Source organism: Pseudomonas sp. B21-036, from assembly GCF_024748925.1.
GTDB classification, from domain to species: domain Bacteria; phylum Pseudomonadota; class Gammaproteobacteria; order Pseudomonadales; family Pseudomonadaceae; genus Aquipseudomonas; species Aquipseudomonas palmensis.
Map to the genome: position 1 here is coordinate 4,308,374 of NZ_CP087178.1, position 18,262 is coordinate 4,326,635.

The window sequence follows — 18,262 nt, forward strand, 5'->3', positions numbered from 1 at the left end:
CTTCGCCGGCAACGCCGGCTCCTACAGTGCAGGAGCCGGCGTTGTCGGTGAAGGGGCCGGTACCGGCAACGCACCCAGCGCCTGGCTGCCACGCTTGAACCAGCGCACCAGGTAATCGGCCACCACCTGCACGCGTTTGGGCATCCCGCCCTGATACGGGTGCACCAGGAACAACGGCGTACTGCGTGTCTGGTAATCGCGCAGCAACCAGCACAAGCGCCCGTCCGCCAGCTCGGCATGCAACATGTAGGACGGCAGCCGCGCCACCCCCGCCCCCACCAGCACCGCCTTCTTCAACAGGCTGTAGTGATTGCTGGCAAAATTCCCCGCCACCTGCACCCGCAGCAATTCATGCTGCTGGTGGTACAGCCATTCCTCGCGTCCGCTGTAATGACTGTTGAGCAGGCAGCGATGCTCGGCCAGCGCCTGCGGCGTGGTCGGCGTGCCGTGGCGCTCCAGGTACGCCGGGCTGGCGCAGGTCAGCTCCTGCATGGCCAGCAGCGGCCGCGCCACCAGGCGCTCGTCATTGCCCGGGATCTGTCGGATGGCCAGGTCGAAGCCGTCGCGCAGCAGGTCGCGGTAGGCATTGTCCAGTTCCAGTTCGATCTGCAACTGCGGGTACTGGTTGCCCAGCTCCAGCAGCAGGCCTTCGAAGAAGGTTTCACCCAGCGACACCGGCACCGTCACCCGCACCGGGCCCGACAGGTCATCCTTGAGCCGCGACAGCGCCTGGCGCGCCTGGGTCACCTGGCGCACCAGCGCCTGGGCCTGGGGCAGCAGCGCTGCGCCCGCGGCGGTCAGGCTCAGGCGCCGCGTGGTGCGGTGCAGCAGCTTGACCGAATGGCTGCTCTCCAGCTGGCTGATGCGCTTGGACAACTGCCCCTTGCTCCAGCCCAGCTGCTCCGCGGCCAGGGTAAAACTGCCCGCATCCATCAACACCGCAAAGGCCGCCAGATCGTCCAGCTCGCTCATGGATTGTTTCCGCATGAAAACCAAAGGTTGCCTATTAGCAGGCTTATTCACGCAAAAATCCACCCTAGACTGAAACCTCACCCCACACGCGAGGAACAGCCCCATGAAAATCATTCTGATCGGCGCCGGCGGTACCATCGGTTCGGCCGTGGCCCGTGAACTGGAACAGCGCCACGAGGTGATCCGGGTCGGTCGCAACAGCGGCGACCTGCAGGCCGATATCAGCGACAGTGCCTCGATTCGCCGCCTGTTCGAGCAGACCGGGCGCTTCGATGCCCTGGTGTGCGCCGCCGGCAACGTGGTGTTCGCGCCCCTGGACGAACTGGACGAACAGGGGTTTGCCCTGGGCCTGAACGACAAGCTGATGGGCCAGGTCAACCTGCTGCTGATCGGTCGCGAGTTCATCAATGACGGCGGCTCGTTCACCTTCACCACCGGCGTCACCAGCCACGACCCGATCCGTACCGGCACCTCGGCCAGCCTGGTCAACGGTGCCATCGACGCCTTCGTGCGCGCCGCCGCCATCGAGCTGCCACGCGGGCTGCGGGTCAACGCCATCAGTCCGACCGTGCTGCTCGAGGCCATGCCCGACTATGCCCCCTACTTTCGCGGCTTCAAGCCGGTACCGGCGGCCGACGTGGCGCTGGCCTACGCCAAGAGCGTGGAGGGGCTGCAGACCGGGCAGACCTATCACGTGGGCTAGGGCCTTGTGATTGCGCCCCAGGCTGCGTAACGTGACGGCACTTTTCTGGACCCGATGCTGGAGCCCCCCGATGCGTGCCGCCCCTTCGCTGCTGTTAGCCGCCCTGCTGCCCCTGTTCGCCGGTTGCCAGATGCTGGCAGACAAACCCGAGACGGTGTCCACCGTCGGCATGACTCGCCTGCAGGGCGAGCTGTCCGCCGCTGGCGGCCAGTTGCTGTTCAAGCCGTGCGAGGAGAGCCGCCGCTTCGTGGTCCGCGACACCGGCAACACCGGCCTGCTGCAGGAAGCTTCGGCACTGGCGGCAACCCCCGGCACCCTGTTCGCCGACGTGCGCGGCAAGCTGGCCGGCAGCCAGCAGGCCGGCAACGATGGCCAGCTCGACGTGCAACAGCTGTACCGCGTCGAGCACTCCTCCAGCGCCTGCAGCGACCCGAACTTCAAGCGCCTGATCCTGCGCGCCAGCGGCCATGAGCCGGACTGGAACATCAAGGCCAGCGGCCAGGGCATGGTGCTCGACCGCCCAGGCCAGCCCTCGTTGGCGGTGCCGTACCTGGAAGAACAGATGCCCGACGGGCGCCTGTCACTGAGCACCGAAGCCAACGGCCAGCGCATCGACCTGTGGGTCGCCCCGCAGCGCTGCGTGGACATCGCCACCGGCGCGGTCAGCCACCTGAGCGCCGAACTGCGCATCGATGGCCAGACCCTGCGTGGCTGCGGCTACTACGGCGGCTCGCGCAACGACTGACCGGCCGCACGCGTTTAAGCTGCCTTAAGCGCCTGCGAACAGCTTATACTTGGCGGTTTGTGCAAAGCCGCCGGCCCTTTGATGGCCGGGATACTGGACCCTGTCATGCTACGAATCACTGAACTGAAGTTGCCGCTGGATCACCCGGACGAAGCCCTGCGCGAAGCCATCGTGCAGCGCCTGGGGATCAGCGACGACCAGCTGCTGGACTTCACGCTGTTCAAGCGCAGCTACGATGCGCGCAAGAAGAACACCGAACTGCTGTTCATCTACACCATCGACCTGACAGCCAGCAACGAAGCTGAGCTGCTGCAGAAGTTCGCCGACGATCACAACATCACCCCGGCCCCGGACGTCAGCTACAAGCCGGTCGGCCAGGCGCCGGCCGAGCTTGCCGAACGCCCGATCGTGGTCGGCTTCGGCCCGTGCGGGATCTTCGCCGGCCTGCTGCTGGCACAGATGGGCTTCAAGCCGATCATCCTCGAACGCGGCAAGGAGGTGCGCCAACGCACCAAGGACACCTGGGGCCTGTGGCGCAAGAGCGTGCTCAACCCCGAGTCCAACGTGCAGTTTGGCGAAGGCGGTGCCGGCACCTTCTCCGACGGCAAGCTGTACAGCCAGATCAAGGACCCGAAGCATCACGGCCGCAAGGTGCTGCACGAGTTCGTCAAGGCCGGTGCGCCGGACGAGATCCTGTACGTCAACAAGCCGCACATCGGTACCTTCCGCCTGACCGGCATGGTCGAGAACATGCGCCAGCAAATCGAAGCCATGGGCGGCGAGGTGCGTTTCGAGCAGAAGGTCACCGACCTGATCAGCGAGGGCGAGCAACTGACCGGCGTGGTACTCGAAAGTGGTGAACAGCTGCATTCGCGCCACGTGATCCTGGCCCTGGGGCACAGCGCCCGCGACACCTTCCGCATGCTGCATGCGCGGGGCGTGTTCATGGAAGCCAAGCCGTTCTCCATCGGCTTTCGCATCGAGCACCCGCAGACCCTGATCGACAAGGCCCGCCTGGGCAAGTATGCCGGCCACCCGAAACTCGGCGCGGCCGACTACAAGCTGGTGTACCACGCCAAGAACGGACGTTCGGTGTACAGCTTCTGCATGTGCCCGGGCGGCACCGTGGTAGCTGCCACCAGCGAACCGGGCCGCGTGGTGACCAACGGCATGAGCCAGTACTCGCGCAACGAGCGCAATGCCAACTCTGGCATCGTGGTCGGCATCACCCCCGAGCAGGACTACCCGGGCGGCCCGCTGGCCGGCATCGAACTGCAGGAACGTCTGGAGAGCCTGGCCTATGAGCTGGGTGGCAGCAACTACCAGGCACCGGCGCAACTGGTGGGCGACTTTGTCGCCGGCAAGCCATCCACCGCCCTGGGCAGCGTGGAACCCTCGTACAAGCCGGGCGTGAGCCTGGGCGACCTGGCGCTGAGCCTGCCGGCCTTTGCCATCGAGGCGATCCGTGAGGCACTGCCGGCGTTCGACCGCCAGATCAAGGGTTACAACCTGCCCGATGCGGTGTTGACCGGCATCGAGACGCGTACCTCCTCGCCGCTGCGCATCACCCGCGATGCCAGCTTGCAGAGCCTGAACCTGAAGGGGCTGTTCCCCGCCGGTGAGGGGGCTGGTTATGCAGGCGGGATTCTGTCGGCGGGCGTGGACGGAATTCGTGTGGCCGAGGCGGTGGCGCGCAGCATGCTGGGGCTGGACCTGGAAGCGTGAGGTAGGGCTTGCGCGCCGTTTCGCCGGCAAGATCGGCCCCTGCAGGGGTTGGCCTTGCTGGCGGAAAAGCCGCAATAGCATATAACAAAAAAGAATATAGTTTTTGTTCTAAAGCATATCCCCACAGGGTAGGGTGTTCCTCTTCGAATTTCAGGATGGAGGAGCACCCTTGCCTCTACGCAGCACATTCACGCGTTTCTTCCAGCTCGAATCAGCCAGCGGCCTGCTGCTGATTGCCGCGGCTGCCCTTGCGCTGATCATCAACAACTCCCCCCTCTCCTACCTCTACAACGGCCTGCTCGACGTGCCCGTGGTGGCCCAGGTGGGCGCGCTGCAAATCGCCAAGCCCCTGCTGCTGTGGATCAACGACGGCCTGATGGCACTGTTCTTTCTGCTCATCGGCCTGGAGGTCAAGCGCGAGATCATCGACGGCCACCTGTCCAGGCCCTCGCAAATCGTGCTGCCCGGCGCAGCCGCCATCGGCGGCATGGTGGTACCGGCACTGATCTACTACTTCCTCAACAAGGACAACCCCGCCGCCGTGGCCGGCTGGGCGATCCCCACCGCCACCGATATCGCCTTCGCCCTCGGCGTGCTGGCCCTGCTCGGCAAGCGTGTACCGGTGTCGCTCAAGCTGTTCCTGATGACCCTGGCGATCATCGACGACCTGGGCGCGATCATCGTCATCGCCCTGTTCTACTCCGGCGCCCTGTCCACCCTGTCGCTGATGCTGGCCGCCACCTGCCTGGTAGCGCTGGTGGCGATGAACCGGATGGGGGTGGTCAAGCTGGGGCCGTACATGGTGATCGGGTTGATCCTGTGGGTGTGCGTACTCAAGAGCGGCGTGCATGCCACGCTGGCCGGTGTCACCCTGGCGCTGACCATCCCGCTGCGCACTCGCAACGCCGAGCCGTCGCCCCTGCTGGCGCTGGAGCACGCCCTTCACCCCTGGGTGGCGTTCGGTATCCTGCCTCTGTTCGCCTTCGCCAATGCCGGCGTGTCGCTGGCCGGCGTCACCGCCGAGAGCTTTACCCACCATGTGCCGATGGGCATCGCGGTCGGCCTGCTGCTGGGCAAGACCGTCGGGGTGTTCGGCCTGACGTGGCTGGCGATCAAGCTGGGCCTGGCCGCCCTGCCCAGTGGCGCCAACTGGGGCCAGGTGCTGGGGGTGGCGATCCTGTGCGGCATCGGCTTCACCATGAGCCTGTTCGTCGGCTCGCTGGCCTTCGTGCCGGGCAGCAGCGAGTACGCCGGCATGGACCGCATGGGCATTCTCACCGGTTCCATCCTGGCAGCGGTGATCGGCTACGCGGTAACCGCCATGGCCAGCCGCAAGGCCGTCGGCAGTTGATGCCGAACCGGCAATGAAAAACCCCGACCGGCGGTGCCGAGTCGGGGTTTTGTTTGCACGCCCTCATAGCCAGAGGGCTGCAGGACAAGGTTCAGTGAGAAACCCGGCTGGTGCCATCCACGGTCATGATGCGAACGCGCTCGCCCACCCGGAAGATTTCGTTCTGCTGAACCTGCTGGACATAGGCGCGCATGCTGCCATCGTCTTCACGCACGGTGATTTCCACACCCTGGGTGCGGGTCAGGCCTTCCTCGGCTGCAGAACCTGCCAGGCCGCCGGCTACCGCACCGATGACTGCCGCGACGATACTGCCACGACCGCCGCCTACCGCGCTGCCGGCCACGCCACCCACGATGGCACCGGCGCCGCCGCCGATCGGGGTCTTGGTGCCTTCGATCTTGACCGGACGCAGCGACTCGATGGTACCCATGCGCACTTGTTGCACGCGACGGGCTTCATCGCGGGAATAGGAATCGCCGGTCAGGTTGGAGGTACAGCCGCCAAGCAGCAGCGACATCGTGGTGAACGACGCCACCAACAAAACTGATTTACGCATAGGATCATCTCCAGAAGACAGGTAGTCATTAGACTCCGCGCGTTGACCACTGTCACGACACACGGTGTATAAAATTGCTTCCATTCAGCGTCGGTACAGGCACTTGATCCCCGCCATGACCCCAACACTCAACAGGCAAGGATAGACATGGATTACTTCATCATCGCCGTAACCACCCTGGCGGGTCTGTATTTTCACGGGTGGCTGTATGTACGCATCAAGCGCTGGATGGACCGCGACCTGGCCCTGTCGCTGGCCGGGGACGACGAGCACAAACGCGTCTTCATGCTACAACGTCTGGACAGCGCCAGGGCGCAAAAGGTCAAACGCAAGGAATTGGCGGCCTGGCTGGAACGCGCGGCCGCCGAATACCGCGCCGGTTAAGGGGCCAGGCGCTCGCGCAGCCACAGGCCCTGTTTGAGCCGGTAGTTGAGACGATCATGCAGGCGGCTCGGGCGGCCCTGCCAGAACTCGATGCGTTCCGGCAGCAGGCGGTAGCCACCCCAGTGCTCGGGGCAGTGCGGCTGGGTATCGCTGAAGCGCTGCTCGGTGGCCTTGACCAGATCCTGCAGCTCTTCACGGTTGGCGATCACCCGGCTCTGCGGCGATGCCCAGGCGCCCAGGCGGCTACCCAGCGGGCGTACCTGGTAATACGCATCGGATTCCTGCGCCGTGACCTTCACCACCTTGCCTTCGATGCGCACCTGGCGTTCCAGGGTGGGCCAGAAGAAGGTCATGGCGGCGAACGGGTTGGCGCGCAGGTGATGGCCCTTGGCACTTTCGTAGTTGGTGAAGAAGGTGAAGCCCTGCTCATCCAGCCCCTTGAGCAGCAGGATACGGCAATGCGGACGCCCCTCGCCGTCCACCGTTGCCAACGTCATGGCGTTGGCTTCGACGGGCGGCTGCTCGGTCTTGACGGCATCCTCGAACCATTGGTGAAACAACGCGAACGGCTCTGCCGGCGCCTGGGTTTCGGTCAGGCCGTCGCGAGTGTAGTCGCGGCGCATATCGGCCAGGGTCTGGGTCATGCTGCGTTTCCTTGACGATCAGTTGGTCTTCGCAGGGCTGGTGCTGCTGGCAACGACTTTCTTCGCGGCCGGGGCGGCTTTCTTGGCGGCCGGCTTGGCAGCGGCTGCAGCCGGCTTCTTCTTGGCCACCGGCTTGGCGGCCGGGGCTTTTTTCGCAGTGGCTTTCGCCGCTGGTTTGGTGGCGGGCTTGGCAGCGGCCTTGACCGGTGCCTTGACGTCCTGCACGGCAACCAGTTCGGCCGGGCTAGGGGTCGGCTGCTGGTACTTGGCCACCAGCGCCAGCATGGTGTTCTGTGGCGTCAACAGCAGCTCGACGCGGCGGTTCAAGGCGCGGCCCTGCACACTGTCGTTGGCGGCGCGCGGCGCCACCGACCCCATGCCACGCAGCATCAGGCGATCACGCTGCAGGCCGCTGAGGCGGAAAATCGCCGATACCGACTGGGCGCGCTCCTGGCTCAGCTTCTGGTTGGCAGCAGCTGCGCCGCTGCTGTCAGCATGGCCGAGTACCAGCACGGCGGTCTTGGAGTCGGTCTCGATCACCTTGGCCACGCGCGTGATCGGGCCGAGGGTGGCCGGCAACAGCATGGCGGGGCGGTCAGGGTTGTACGAAGAGTCGACCGGTACGGTCACCACCAGCACGTCTTCGCGGCGCTCGAGCTCGAACTTGCTGTCCTTGATCGCTTCGCGCAGCTTGGGCTCGTAGTCGTCGAGCCAGGCCTGGGTGGCCTTGACGTCGATCTTGGGTACCGCCTGGGCCTGGCTCTGGGCCTTGTCGCTGTTTCCGAACGGCCACCACCAGCGGCTGCTGCTTTCGGACTTGGCGTCAGCCTGTGCAACCTTCTCGGTGACCACATCCTTCACGTCCTTTTCGGCCACCTTGTCGGAGCCGAAGGGCCACCAGCCATGGCCGCCATCGGCCGAGCCGTTCTGAGGGTGCTGTGCGCAACCGGTCACGGCCAGGCACAGGGCGAGAGCTAAGGTTTTATGTGAAGACATCAGCGATACACCATGAAAATGAAAGAAATTTGACCCGACAGCGCAGGCTGTTGGAATCCAGAATAGACAATGGGTTCCGGTTGCAGGGACTTACCCGATCAAAGGCAGCCGGCCAGCACCCGAACCAGTTTCTGTGCCCGCGGGTCCATCAGGACATACGGGCCCAGGGTATTGGTGACAAAGCCAAAGGCCACGTCGTGTTCCGGATCGGCAAAACCGACCGAGCCGCCGGCCCCCGGGTGTCCGAAAGCCTTGGCGCCCAGCCCGAACGTGGCGTTGGGCACCTGTGGCTGATCAAGCATGCAGCCCAGGCCGAAGCGGGTCTGGGTCAGCAGGGTCATGTCCTGGCCCAGGCTGTGTTCGCGGGTCAGTTCGTCGAGCAGTTCCGATTCCAGCAGGCTGCCGTCCAGCAGCCCGGCATAGAACCCGGCCAGGCTGCGTGCGTTGCCGTGGCCGTTGGCCGCCGGTTGCTGCATGCGTCGCCACTCAGGCTTGTTGGTACTGGTCAGGATGGCTGGCGGGTTGGTGAAGGCGCGGGTGGACAACGCCTCGGGCTCACGCATCGTCACCTGCAGCAGCCGCTTGGCTGCCTCGTCACCCGGGTTGCCTTTGCCCCGGGCGATGTGCGCGACACGGTAGAACTCTTCATCGTCCAGTCCCACATGGAAATCCAGCCCCAGGGGCCTGGCGGTGCGCGCCACGATCGACTCGCCCGGGCCGCGGCCGTCGGCGCGGCGAATCAGCTCGCCCAGCAGCCAGCCGTAGGTGATCGCGGCGTAGCCGTGGGCGGTGCCGGGGGTCCACCAGGGGGCTTCGGCGGCCAGGGTGTCGACCATGGTCTGCCAGTCGTACAGGGCTTCGGCGGGCAGCAACTGGCGGATCGCCGGCAGGCCGGCCTGGTGGCACAGCAGTTGGCGCAGGGTTACCGAGCTCTTGCCGGCCTGGGCAAATTCTGGCCAGTAGCGAGCGACCGGTGCTTCCAGCGCCAGCTTGCCTTCGGCCACCAGTTGCAGGGCGGTGACGGCGGTGAAGGTTTTTGTGCAGGAGAACAGGTTGGCGATGGTATCGCTGTGCCAGGCTTGCTGGCCGTCCTTGTCGGCGGTGCCGGCCCAGAGGTCGAGGACCGTTTCGCCACCGACCTGGATGCACAGTGCGGCGCCGCGTTCCTGGGGATCATCGAAAAGTGCTGCGAAGGCTTCGCGTACCGCCTCGAACTGGAGTTCGTAATGACCTTGAATCTGCACCCGTAATTACCCCGCCGTACTGCGCCACAAAATGGCTGGCATTGTTCCAGCACTGGAGGTTTTTGGGAACACCGCAAAGCCAGGCGGTCCCCTTGCGCTCTCAGGCGCTTACCGTGCCGGCATCACCAGCGGCTTGTTCAGTTGCTCCACCACCTCAAGATTGCTCTTGCGCACACTCTCCACAAACCCCTGAAACGGCACGTCGGTAATCCCCACCAAGCCGAAATGCCCATTCTCGCCATCGAGCAAACGCCCGCTGGCCGGCTGATCCAGGTACTGGAACCAGTGCACCCCCACAATCGAAGGCTCCTTCAAGGCCGCCTTGACGAAGTTCGCATAGGCCGGCCCACGGTCCTCCTCACGCGCCACTTCCATCGGCCCCGGCCCGAACGGCCCACGATCACGCGAGCCAAACTGGAACTCCGACACCAGCACCGGCTTGTCCAGCGCATTGAGCTGGGCAAAGTCGTAGCCATCCTGCGGCGTGGGTGCATACACATTGAAGCTCACCACATCACAGTACTTGGCACACGCCGCCACCGCTTCAGGCGTACTGACCGCAAACCGCCCACCCAGCAGCAGGTGATTGGGCGCATGCCATTTCAGCGAGTCGGAGATGGTCTTGAAGTAGGTCTCGGCAAACACCCGCTGGAAATACTTGAAGTCGGCCTCGATTTCCGGGTGCGCGGGGTCGGGCAGCGGCGGCTCGAAACCCGGGTCCTCCATCAGTTCCCACGCCGTCAGTTCGATGCCCCACGCCTTGGACAGGCCTTCCTGGTTGCGGTACTTGTCGCGCAGTTGCTTGAGAAAGGCACGCTTGGCCGGCGAGTCGGTGGTCAGGCGCAAGGTGCCATAGGCCAGCGCATAACGCTGCTTCGATTCATTACCCGGCACCGCCCAGGCCAGCTCGTTGTCGGCGAAATAGCCAATCAGCCACGGATCGTCGCGATGGTCGCGCGCGGCAATCGCCACAGCACGTTCGGTGGCCATGGCAAAGCGCGGGTCGAACGGGTCGGGCATCGCACCCCACCAGTCCACCCCCGTGCTGATGCTGGTGTAGTCGCCGCCGATGGACAACGGCAGGGTGTAGGCCAGGCGTTCGCTCTGCAGGCCGTTGTCGCTCCAGTTGCCCAGGGTGTTGAAACCCCAGGCCTGCAGGCGATCCAGGCTCTGGCCCTGCCAGCGCGCCTGGTCGAACGTCGGCGTGGCGTGACCACGGCCCAGGTTGGCGGCGTAGAAGTCGAACCAGCGCCCCTTGCCGAAACCGCGCCCCTGGGAAGAACCGTTGCCGTCCAGGTTGTCGCCCTGGCCGTAGTACTGCGCCAGCGGGGTCTGCGCCTCGGGCAAGGCGGTGAACATCGACTCGCGCCCTTCCACGTAGGTGCGCCCGCCATCGGCCGCCACGGCATTGACCCCCAGTGAGTAGAACGGATGCCCCAGCGGTGTGACCAGAAACCAGCGACCCTCACGCTTTTCGGTGCGAAAGAACCCCTTGGCCTCGAATGCCTCAGCGCCAAGCAGGCCGCCGAACGTGTCCAGCTTGAGCTTGCTGCGCTCGTCCAGCCAGCCCTTGAGCTGCTGCTGCTCGCGCTGGGCAGCCGCCTTGAGCTGGTCGTCACTGCTGATCTTTTCGGGCCAGCGACCACGGGTGGACTGCCCATAACCGTCGATGAGGCCGGCATAGGCGGCCTTTTGCAGCACGTCGTCGTCCTGCACGCCAAAGCGCTCGATCAGCAGGCTCTGCGCCACCTTGGGCCTGGGCATCGACAGCGTGACCGATACCACCTGCTTGAGGTCGGCCTTGCCCTCGCTGCTGGTCAGCAGCACCCGCTGGCCCTGATGACGGAACGGCATCGGCGGGCCGACACGCATGCCCTGGGTCAGCGGCGAGCTGGCGGTCAGCGGTACCATCACGGTCTGTGCCGGGCCGGCCGGCAGGTCGATGCGGCTGGTGAGGGTACTGCCGTCGCTGCTGAGCACCGTCACGTCGACGCTCAGCGCCCAGTCCATGGCGCTCTGCATGCGCAAGGTCAGCGCGGTAGCGCCCGTCCAGTCCCACACCCCGGTCTGCGGGCTAAGGCGCAGGCTCGGGCGCTCCACGGGGTTGAACACCACGCGCCGCAGTACCTCGCCCTCGGCTGTCTGCTCCGCGTTGTACTGCGGCAGGCTGGCATCTTCGGTCACCACATTGACCACCGCGGCCGGGCGAACGAAGTTGAACAGCGTCTGTTGCCCGGCCAGCAGCGGCGAGCTGAACAACAGTGCAATCACGGCAGGCAGGGTACGGCGCAACATAGGGCTGAAGTTCTCCTTGATGGCCCTTGCGGGCCTTGATCTGTGCAATAGACAACGGGGCACTGCAAAGCGCTGTGCCGCTCAGGAAATTTCCCGGCGAAACGGCGGCAGCGCATTGAGGATAGCCTTGCCGTAGCGCTGGGTGACCACGCGCCGGTCAAGCAGGGTGATGGTGCCGCGGTCCTGTTCGGTACGCAGCAGGCGCCCGCAGGCCTGGATCAGGCGCAGCGAGGCATCCGGCACGGCGATCTCCATGAACGGGTTGCCGCCACGGGCCTCGATCCACTCGGCCAGGGCCGCCTCGACCGGGTCGTCCGGCACCGCGAAGGGAATCTTGGCGATGACCACGTGCTCGCAATACGCACCCGGCAGGTCGACCCCTTCGGCAAAGCTGGCCAGGCCGAACAGCACGCTGGAGTCACCGCCGTCGACGCGCGCCTTGTGCTTGTTGAGGGTTTCCTGCTTGGACAGGTTGCCCTGGATGAACACCTGCTTGCGCCAGTCGCGGTCCAGGCCGTCGAACACGTCCTGCATCTGCTTGCGCGACGAGAACAGCACCAGCGAGCCACGCGAGCCTTCCACCAGCTCGGGCAGGTCGCGGATGATCGCGGCGGTATGCGCCGGAGCATCGCGCGGGTCGGCACGCAGGTCCGGCACGCGCAGCACGCCCGCATCCACGTGGTGGAACGGGCTGGGCACCACCGCCGTGACGGCCAGCTTGGGCAGCCCGGCGCGCATGCGAAAGCGATCGAACTTGCCCAGCGCGGTCAGGGTGGCCGAGGTCACCAGGGCGCCATGGGCGACGTTCCACAGGTTGCGGCGCAGCATCTCGGCCGCCAGGATCGGGCTGGCGTTGACCTCGATATCGAACAGCGCACCGCTTTCGGCCAGGGTCAGCCAGCGCGCCATCGGCGGGCTGTCTTCCGGGTCTTCGGCGGTAAAGGCGGTCCACAGCTCCCAGTTGCCCTGGGCACGGGTCTGCAGGCTGCCGAACAACGGGTACCACTCCTCGGCCTGGTGGCTGGGGATGCCGATGCTGACTTCGGCGTCCATACCTTCCTTGAGCAGGTCGGTGAGTCGGGTGAACAGGTCGGTCAGGCGCGAAAAGCCCTTTTTCAGTTCGATGCCCATCTCGCGCATGTGCTCGGGCACCACGCCGCCGACGAAGCGATAGCGCGGGCGTTCGCGACCTTCCATGTCTTCGCCCGGGCGAAACTCCGCCACCTGCTCGCAGGCGCTGAACATGAACTGCTGCTGGGCCTTGATCTCGCGGGCCAGTTCCGGCACCTGCTCGATGTACTTGCCCAGGTCGCCCGGCAACGGGTTCTGCGCCAGCAGCTTGGCCAGGTTCTTGGCGGTCTGCTCGAGCCAGTCGGCGGTCGAGCGCAGGCGGGTGTAATGGGCGAAATGGCCGATGGCCTTGTCGGGCAGGTGATGGCCTTCGTCGAACACATAGATGGTGTCGCGCGGGTCGGGCAGCACGGCGCCGCCGCCCAGGGCCAGGTCGGCCAGCACCATGTCGTGGTTGGTGACGATCACGTCGACCTTGCCCATGCCCTCGCGGGCCTTGTAGAAGGTGCACTGCCCGAAGTTGGGGCAGTGGCGGCCGGTGCACTGGCTGTGGTCGGTGGTCAGGCGCGACCAGTCCTGGTCTTCCAGGGCCTGTGGCCAGCTGTCGCGGTCGCCGTCCCATTTGTTGCCGGCCAGCTTCTCGATCATGCTGGTGAACAGCTTCTGACTGGCCTCGTCCACCTCGATGCGAAAGCCCTCCTCCTCGAACAGCTGCGCGGTGGCGGTCTGGGCGTGGCCTTCCTGCAGCAGCAGGTCGAGCTTGGACAGGCACAGGTAGCGACCACGCCCCTTGGCCAGGGCGAAACTGAAGTTCAGGCCGCTGTTGCGCATCAGGTCCGGCAGGTCCTTGAACACGATCTGTTCCTGCAGGGCCACGGTGGCGGTGGCGATCACCAGGCGCTTGCCAGCAGCCTTGGCCGCGGGAATCGAGGCCAGGCTGTAGGCCACCGTCTTGCCGGTACCGGTGCCGGCCTCGACCGCGACCACGGCGGGCTCGCCGCTGCGGCGGCCTTCGTCGTCCACGGCGATGTCGCCCAGCACCTTGGCCACTTCGGCGATCATCAGACGCTGGCCGTAGCGGGGCTTGAGGCTCTTGGCTTCGAGAAAACGCGAATAGGCGCCCTGAATCTGGGATTTGAGTTCGTTGCTGATCATGGTGTCGGGGCGCCCGGAGGGCTGGATAAATTTTCAGTGTTTCGAATGGGTCGCTATCATACCCCGCTATTGCCCCTTGCGCCGAATGGAGTTCCCGATGACCGCCTTTGCCATCCCCTACAGCCTGCATTTGCTGGCCGCCCTGATCTGGGTGGGCGGCATGTTCTTCGCCTGGCTGATCCTGCGCCCGGCCATGGTGGCCGCGCTTGACGGCCCTTCACGGCTGACGCTGTGGGTAGAAGTGTTTCAACGTTTTTTCGTGTGGGTCTGGGTGGCGGTCGCGGTGCTGGCGATCACCGGCGTTGGCATGATGCACATGCGCTTCTCGGGGTTCGAGACTGCGCCACGTTATGTGCAGGTGATGATTGGCGCAGGGATTGCGATGTTTGCGCTGTTTCTGAGAATCCAGGCGCTGCTGCTGCCAGAGTTGCGCAAGGCGGTGAAGGCGCAGGACTGGCCCGCCGGGGCCGCAGTGCTCGGGCGCATTCGGCGCCTGGTGGGGATCAACCTGCTGCTGGGTATTGCGGTGGTGCTGGTGGCGTCGAGCCGGCTGCTGGTGTGAGGTAATCGCTTCGCCAGCAAGGCGGGCTCCTGCAAAGGCCACGTTTGCCTGTAGGAGCCGACCTGGCCGGCGAAGAAGCCCTGAAAATCAGAGGCGCTGAAGTATCAGCTCCCCGTCAGCCCCGGCCGCCCCCGGTTGCCCGGGCTGCCCGGGTCTTCCCGTCGCCCCTGCATCGGTACGGTACACCAGGCACCCCTTGCTGGCCCCGCCTGCGCCCGGCTTGCCCGGCGCACCTGCCAGCCCCGGTGCACCGCCGTCGAGCCTGACCTTGATCTGCTCGGCCGGGAAGCTGGCCGGCAGTGCCAGGCGCACCCGGCCTCCGGACGCCCCATCATGGCCATCGCCACCGTTGTCGCCATTGGCGCCACGGCTGGCCTGGCCCCAGGTGCAACCACCCGCCTTGCCGTTGCCGCCATCGAGCCCCACATACCCCGGTGCCCCCGCGCCGCCACGGGCGTCGATGGCCAGTTCTGAAGCCTCCAGCGCCTGAATGCGCAAGCTCAGGTCACGTCCGGGCCTGGCGACCCGCTCATAGGTACCCGGCGCACCGTGAGCAGCAATCTCACTGCCCTGGCCCAACTGCGCCTGGGCCACTTCCATGCTCAGCGCATGCTCGGCCGGCACGATGGCAATGCGCGCCTGGTTGCCCAGGTGCAGCTCATCCACCTTCAATTCCACCAGGCTCGCCGGCAGCACCAGGGTGGCCGAATCCGCCACCTCCAGGCGCTGCAGGTGCACCACGCTGGCCTTGTTCGGCAGGCGCAGCACCGAGTGCGCCGCCACGCTGATTGCATCGGCCAGGGCCAACGGGCTGAACAGTGCTGCCAACAACACGACCTTACGCATGACCAGCCTCCTGGCGCGGGGCCGGTATCGATTGGATATGAAAGATGCCGACCAGCAGAATCTGCAAACGGTCGAACCAGCGATGGCTGCGCTCACGCAACCGTCCGTTGAACATCAGCACCTCGAGCACGTGCAGCACCAGCAGCATGGCCCCCGCGAGGTTGATCAGCTGGTGGAACGGCTTGTCTGCCGGCATCAGCAGATTCACCAGTACCACCCACCAGAACACTACCGTCAGGGCCTTGCCCAGCCCCCACAACGCCTTCATACCCGCGCCCCTTGTTGTTGCGTTTTCTTGTTTGGCGGCCCGCTTACGCGACACAGGCACTGCACGCCACATTACCGGCTGGCACCCTCCGGATGCCAGCCCCGATGTCGATCAATTGAGGTGCAATTCGACCCGGCGATTCTGCGCGCGGCCCGCATCGGTTTCGTTGTCGGCAATCGGCTCGCGCTCGCCACGCCCCTGGCTGGTGATTTTCTGCGGTGCCAGGCCCTGGCTGATCAGGTACTCGGCCACGCTGCTGGCACGCCGCTCGGACAACGCCTGGTTGTAGGCATCGCTGCCACGGCTGTCGGTGTGTCCGATCACCTTGATGCTGGCCACGCTCGGGTCATTGAGCTTGCCGGTCAGGGTACGCAACTGCTGCTGGGCGGCCGGGGTGAGTTCGGCCGAGTCGTAGGCGAACATCACGCTGCCCTGGTCGTTGAGGGTGATCACCTCGGGCTCAGGCGCCGGGGCCTTCTCGCTCGGCGGGTATTGGGGCAACGGGCAACCGTTGTGGCTCACCGGGGTGTTGGGCGGGGTATCGGGGCAGCGGTCGCGGCGGTCGAACACGCCATCGCCGTCTTCGTCACCGTCCTGGGCAAAGCAGATCAGGCCACCGGCGATGGCACCCAGCGCCGCGCCGCCACCGGCCCAGGCAGAGCTTTCGATGGCGCCCAGGCCGCCACCCACGGCGCCGCCCAGCAGGCTGCATAGGGGCCAGGTTCTTTGGTTCAACGGGGCGCTGCCATCGCTGTGGGTGGCGCAACCGGACAGCAGGCTGGCGACCACGAGCACGGGCAGCGCAGCCTTGGTGATTACATTCATGGGGAATGCTCCTGTGTCACCGGCCAGTACCGGTCACACAGGAGTAAAGACGCGCCCGCGACACTTCACAAGCCGCGGGGCGCAAGGGCTTCAGCGATCGATGCGAATTTCCACGCGGCGGTTCATCGCGCGTCCGTCGGCGGTGTTGTTGTCTGCCACCGGCTGGGTTTCACCGGCGCCCTGCACCGAAACGAAACTGCTGCGCGCAATGCCGCTCTCGACCAGGTAGTCGGTCACCGAATGGGCGCGGCGTTCCGAGAGTTTCTGGTTGTAGGCATCGCTGCCGCGGCTGTCGGTGTGCCCGGTGACGCTCAGGCGTGCGCTCGGGGCTTCGGCCTTGAGGCGCGTGGCGATCTTGTCCAGGCGCAGTTTGTCGGCCGTGGTGAGCCTGGCCGAGTCGAACTCGAACAGCACATCGCGGATCACGATGACCTCTTCCTTGACCACCACGACTTCCTCGACCACCGCGACCGGCTCCGGCGGGCAGCCGTTGGCATCGACCTGAACGCCACGCGGGGTGCCCGGGCACTTGTCACGGCTGTCCGGTACGCCATCACCGTCTTCGTCGCCGTCGCCATGGGCCCAGCAGTAACCGGCCGCCAGACCGCCGCCGAGCAGCGCGCCCCAGCCAGCCCAGCTGGAGCTTTCGATGGCGCCCAGGGCGGCACCGCCAACGCCCCCGACGGCGGCACACTTCGGCCAGTCGGTTTTTTGCAAACCTGCACAACCAGTCAATACGCTGGTTAGCAGAACCAGAGGCAATGCTGTGCGAACTATGCTCATTTTGTCGCGTCTCCTAGGGGGAATCGGTGCAAAACCGATGCTCTGGGAGTAAAGACCGGTGATTCCATCTGCGCCAGCAATAAGCCATGGCGCTTTGCGCGTGCCTCTATGCCTTGCGTCGCGGGCCGGCTAGTCTTGACGCATTAACGAGGAGCTTCGATGACTGACCGTTTTTCTTCGCGCACGCCCCAGCAGGCCCTCGCCGCCCTGCTGGAGCACCATGCCCCGCAACGCCTGTTGCTGGTGGGCACGTCGTTTCCGGCACTGGAGGCCTTCGCCGCCGCGCACCCGCAGGCGCAGATCGCCGTGGCCCGCCCCGGCGCGCTGCCGGCCGAGCTTGCCGCGCAGCGTTTCGACCTGGCGGTGCTGGTGGACTGCCTGGAACACCTGAGCAACCAGCAGGGCCTGCAACTGCTCGGCGGCATTCGTAACCTCAACGCCAGCCGCGTGGCGGTGCTGGTCGACCTTGCGGCCAGCGGCTGGCGCGACACCGACTTCTACGCACTGGCGCTGCAGGACAGCGAGCGTTTTCAACGTGACGAGCAGGTATTGAACCTGTTCACCTATGATCTACGTGACTACAAACAGGTACCCGACTGGCTCAACGCCAAGTTCTGGGCCAACCCGCAAAATTTTGGAAAGTACTGGTGGTGATGCAATGAGTGTCTCGGTTTGCCCGTGCGGCAGCGGTAACCTGCTCGATGCCTGCTGCGGGCATTATCATGCCGGCCACCCGGCGCCCGATGCACAGACGCTGATGCGCTCGCGCTACAGCGCCTATGTGCTGGGGCTGGTGGATTACCTGATCAAGACCACCCTGCCGGTGCAGCAGGCCGGGCTGGATCGCGCCGGCATTGCCGCCTGGAGCGCGCAAAGCACCTGGCTGGGCCTGGAGGTCGAGAGCGCCGAGGTGTTCGGCGGCCAGCCCGATCACGCGTTCGTCACCTTCACGGCGCGCTGGCACGACAACGACGGCGAGCACAGCCACCGCGAGCGCTCGGCCTTCGTGCACAACGGCGGGCACTGGTACTTCATCGACCCCACGGTGGGCCTCAAGGCCGGGCGCAACGACGCCTGCCCATGCGCCAGCGGGCAGAAGTTCAAGAAGTGCTGCGCCAGCTACATGAGCCATTAGTC

19 protein-coding genes are annotated in these 18,262 nt (G+C 65.6%); 8 read left to right on the forward strand and 11 right to left on the reverse strand.

The features are described from left to right. Positions 1-21: 21 nt before the first annotated feature. A complete protein-coding gene (locus LOY33_RS19475) occupies positions 22-972 on the reverse strand; it encodes a LysR family transcriptional regulator (protein ID WP_043862613.1) in 951 nt (316 codons plus the stop codon). A gap of 103 nt (positions 973-1,075) precedes the next feature. Here LOY33_RS19475 and LOY33_RS19480 point away from each other — a divergent pair, with 103 nt between their 5' ends. The 4 genes from LOY33_RS19480 to nhaA all read left to right on the forward strand — a co-directional run bounded on the left by LOY33_RS19480 (position 1,076) and on the right by nhaA (position 5,496). Then, the gene (locus LOY33_RS19480) at positions 1,076-1,675 is read left to right on the forward strand and encodes a short chain dehydrogenase (RefSeq protein ID WP_043862614.1); all 600 of its coding nucleotides are present in this window, start codon (positions 1,076-1,078) and stop codon (positions 1,673-1,675) included. Between the two features lie 70 nt (positions 1,676-1,745). Continuing rightward, a complete protein-coding gene (locus LOY33_RS19485; RefSeq protein WP_043862615.1) occupies positions 1,746-2,420 on the forward strand; it encodes a COG3650 family protein in 675 nt (224 codons plus the stop codon). A gap of 105 nt (positions 2,421-2,525) precedes the next feature. Next, positions 2,526-4,145 carry an NAD(P)/FAD-dependent oxidoreductase gene (locus LOY33_RS19490; protein ID WP_043862616.1) on the forward strand — a complete coding sequence of 540 codons (1,620 nt, stop codon included), beginning with the start codon at positions 2,526-2,528 and terminating at the stop codon, positions 4,143-4,145. Between the two features lie 169 nt (positions 4,146-4,314). Continuing rightward, the gene (gene nhaA, locus LOY33_RS19495; RefSeq protein WP_258659764.1) at positions 4,315-5,496 is read left to right on the forward strand and encodes a Na+/H+ antiporter NhaA; all 1,182 of its coding nucleotides are present in this window, start codon (positions 4,315-4,317) and stop codon (positions 5,494-5,496) included. A gap of 91 nt (positions 5,497-5,587) precedes the next feature. Here nhaA and LOY33_RS19500 read toward each other — a convergent pair whose 3' ends face one another. Beyond that, positions 5,588-6,052, reverse strand: a complete 465-nt coding sequence (locus LOY33_RS19500) for a glycine zipper 2TM domain-containing protein (protein WP_043862618.1) — start codon at positions 6,050-6,052, stop codon at positions 5,588-5,590. Positions 6,053-6,199: 147 nt separating this feature from the next. On the opposite strand from LOY33_RS19500, the gene LOY33_RS19505 reads away from it, so the two are divergent. Further along, on the forward strand, positions 6,200-6,436 hold the full coding sequence (locus tag LOY33_RS19505; RefSeq protein ID WP_043862619.1) for a hypothetical protein: 237 nt from the start codon (positions 6,200-6,202) through the stop codon (positions 6,434-6,436). On the opposite strand, the gene pdxH is transcribed toward LOY33_RS19505, so the two are convergent. The 5 genes from pdxH to dinG form a co-directional block, all read right to left on the reverse strand. Continuing rightward, positions 6,433-7,080 (reverse strand): pyridoxamine 5'-phosphate oxidase, encoded by a 648-nt coding sequence (gene pdxH, locus LOY33_RS19510; protein WP_043862620.1) that lies wholly within the window; start codon positions 7,078-7,080, stop codon positions 6,433-6,435. The two genes, LOY33_RS19505 and pdxH, sit on opposite strands and share 4 nt — an antisense overlap. A gap of 18 nt (positions 7,081-7,098) precedes the next feature. Then, a complete protein-coding gene (locus LOY33_RS19515) occupies positions 7,099-8,076 on the reverse strand; it encodes an OmpA family protein (RefSeq protein WP_054914729.1) in 978 nt (325 codons plus the stop codon). Between the two features lie 98 nt (positions 8,077-8,174). Continuing rightward, positions 8,175-9,320: a serine hydrolase domain-containing protein gene (locus tag LOY33_RS19520; RefSeq protein WP_258659767.1), complete on the reverse strand. Its 1,146-nt coding sequence runs from the start codon at positions 9,318-9,320 to the stop codon at positions 8,175-8,177. 108 nt (positions 9,321-9,428) lie between these two features. Further along, on the reverse strand, positions 9,429-11,615 hold the full coding sequence (locus LOY33_RS19525) for a beta-galactosidase (protein WP_258659769.1): 2,187 nt from the start codon (positions 11,613-11,615) through the stop codon (positions 9,429-9,431). A gap of 81 nt (positions 11,616-11,696) precedes the next feature. Next, complete coding sequence (dinG, locus tag LOY33_RS19530) at positions 11,697-13,841, reverse strand: ATP-dependent DNA helicase DinG (protein ID WP_043862624.1); 2,145 nt, start codon at positions 13,839-13,841, stop codon at positions 11,697-11,699. Between the two features lie 97 nt (positions 13,842-13,938). On the opposite strand from dinG, the gene LOY33_RS19535 reads away from it, so the two are divergent. Then, the gene (locus tag LOY33_RS19535; protein ID WP_043862625.1) at positions 13,939-14,403 is read left to right on the forward strand and encodes a CopD family protein; all 465 of its coding nucleotides are present in this window, start codon (positions 13,939-13,941) and stop codon (positions 14,401-14,403) included. A gap of 87 nt (positions 14,404-14,490) precedes the next feature. On the opposite strand, the gene LOY33_RS19540 is transcribed toward LOY33_RS19535, so the two are convergent. From LOY33_RS19540 to LOY33_RS19555, 4 genes are all read right to left on the reverse strand, one after another. Beyond that, positions 14,491-15,249, reverse strand: a complete 759-nt coding sequence (locus LOY33_RS19540) for a collagen-like protein (RefSeq protein ID WP_196933023.1) — start codon at positions 15,247-15,249, stop codon at positions 14,491-14,493. After that, complete coding sequence (locus LOY33_RS19545) at positions 15,242-15,517, reverse strand: DUF1145 domain-containing protein (RefSeq protein ID WP_043862627.1); 276 nt, start codon at positions 15,515-15,517, stop codon at positions 15,242-15,244. The genes LOY33_RS19540 and LOY33_RS19545 overlap by 8 nt, the downstream gene beginning before the upstream one ends. Positions 15,518-15,628: 111 nt before the next feature. Then, the gene (locus LOY33_RS19550; RefSeq protein WP_054914734.1) at positions 15,629-16,342 is read right to left on the reverse strand and encodes an OmpA family protein; all 714 of its coding nucleotides are present in this window, start codon (positions 16,340-16,342) and stop codon (positions 15,629-15,631) included. A gap of 90 nt (positions 16,343-16,432) precedes the next feature. Next, on the reverse strand, positions 16,433-17,125 hold the full coding sequence (locus LOY33_RS19555) for an OmpA family protein (protein WP_043862629.1): 693 nt from the start codon (positions 17,123-17,125) through the stop codon (positions 16,433-16,435). Between the two features lie 159 nt (positions 17,126-17,284). Between LOY33_RS19555 and LOY33_RS19560 the strand changes: the two genes are divergently transcribed. Further along, positions 17,285-17,779, forward strand: coding sequence for a DUF6231 family protein (locus LOY33_RS19560; protein WP_043862630.1), 495 nt, complete (start codon positions 17,285-17,287; stop codon positions 17,777-17,779). 4 nt (positions 17,780-17,783) lie between these two features. Further along, positions 17,784-18,260 carry a YchJ family protein gene (locus LOY33_RS19565; RefSeq protein WP_043862631.1) on the forward strand — a complete coding sequence of 159 codons (477 nt, stop codon included), beginning with the start codon at positions 17,784-17,786 and terminating at the stop codon, positions 18,258-18,260. Positions 18,261-18,262: the final 2 nt, after the last annotated feature.

Coding starts and splice junctions, on each gene's coding strand:
- LOY33_RS19475 (WP_043862613.1), bottom strand. CDS start 972: ATGAGCGAGCTGGACGATCTGGCGGCCTTTGCGGTGTTGATGGATGCG.
- LOY33_RS19480 (WP_043862614.1), top strand. CDS start 1,076: ATGAAAATCATTCTGATCGGCGCCGGCGGTACCATCGGTTCGGCCGTG.
- LOY33_RS19485 (WP_043862615.1), top strand. CDS start 1,746: ATGCGTGCCGCCCCTTCGCTGCTGTTAGCCGCCCTGCTGCCCCTGTTC.
- LOY33_RS19490 (WP_043862616.1), top strand. CDS start 2,526: ATGCTACGAATCACTGAACTGAAGTTGCCGCTGGATCACCCGGACGAA.
- LOY33_RS19500 (WP_043862618.1), bottom strand. CDS start 6,052: ATGCGTAAATCAGTTTTGTTGGTGGCGTCGTTCACCACGATGTCGCTG.
- LOY33_RS19505 (WP_043862619.1), top strand. CDS start 6,200: ATGGATTACTTCATCATCGCCGTAACCACCCTGGCGGGTCTGTATTTT.
- pdxH (WP_043862620.1), bottom strand. CDS start 7,080: ATGACCCAGACCCTGGCCGATATGCGCCGCGACTACACTCGCGACGGC.
- LOY33_RS19515 (WP_054914729.1), bottom strand. CDS start 8,076: ATGTCTTCACATAAAACCTTAGCTCTCGCCCTGTGCCTGGCCGTGACC.
- LOY33_RS19525 (WP_258659769.1), bottom strand. CDS start 11,615: ATGTTGCGCCGTACCCTGCCTGCCGTGATTGCACTGTTGTTCAGCTCG.
- dinG (WP_043862624.1), bottom strand. CDS start 13,841: ATGATCAGCAACGAACTCAAATCCCAGATTCAGGGCGCCTATTCGCGT.
- LOY33_RS19535 (WP_043862625.1), top strand. CDS start 13,939: ATGACCGCCTTTGCCATCCCCTACAGCCTGCATTTGCTGGCCGCCCTG.
- LOY33_RS19540 (WP_196933023.1), bottom strand. CDS start 15,249: ATGCGTAAGGTCGTGTTGTTGGCAGCACTGTTCAGCCCGTTGGCCCTG.
- LOY33_RS19545 (WP_043862627.1), bottom strand. CDS start 15,517: ATGAAGGCGTTGTGGGGGCTGGGCAAGGCCCTGACGGTAGTGTTCTGG.
- LOY33_RS19550 (WP_054914734.1), bottom strand. CDS start 16,342: ATGAATGTAATCACCAAGGCTGCGCTGCCCGTGCTCGTGGTCGCCAGC.
- LOY33_RS19555 (WP_043862629.1), bottom strand. CDS start 17,125: ATGAGCATAGTTCGCACAGCATTGCCTCTGGTTCTGCTAACCAGCGTA.
- LOY33_RS19560 (WP_043862630.1), top strand. CDS start 17,285: ATGACTGACCGTTTTTCTTCGCGCACGCCCCAGCAGGCCCTCGCCGCC.
- LOY33_RS19565 (WP_043862631.1), top strand. CDS start 17,784: ATGAGTGTCTCGGTTTGCCCGTGCGGCAGCGGTAACCTGCTCGATGCC.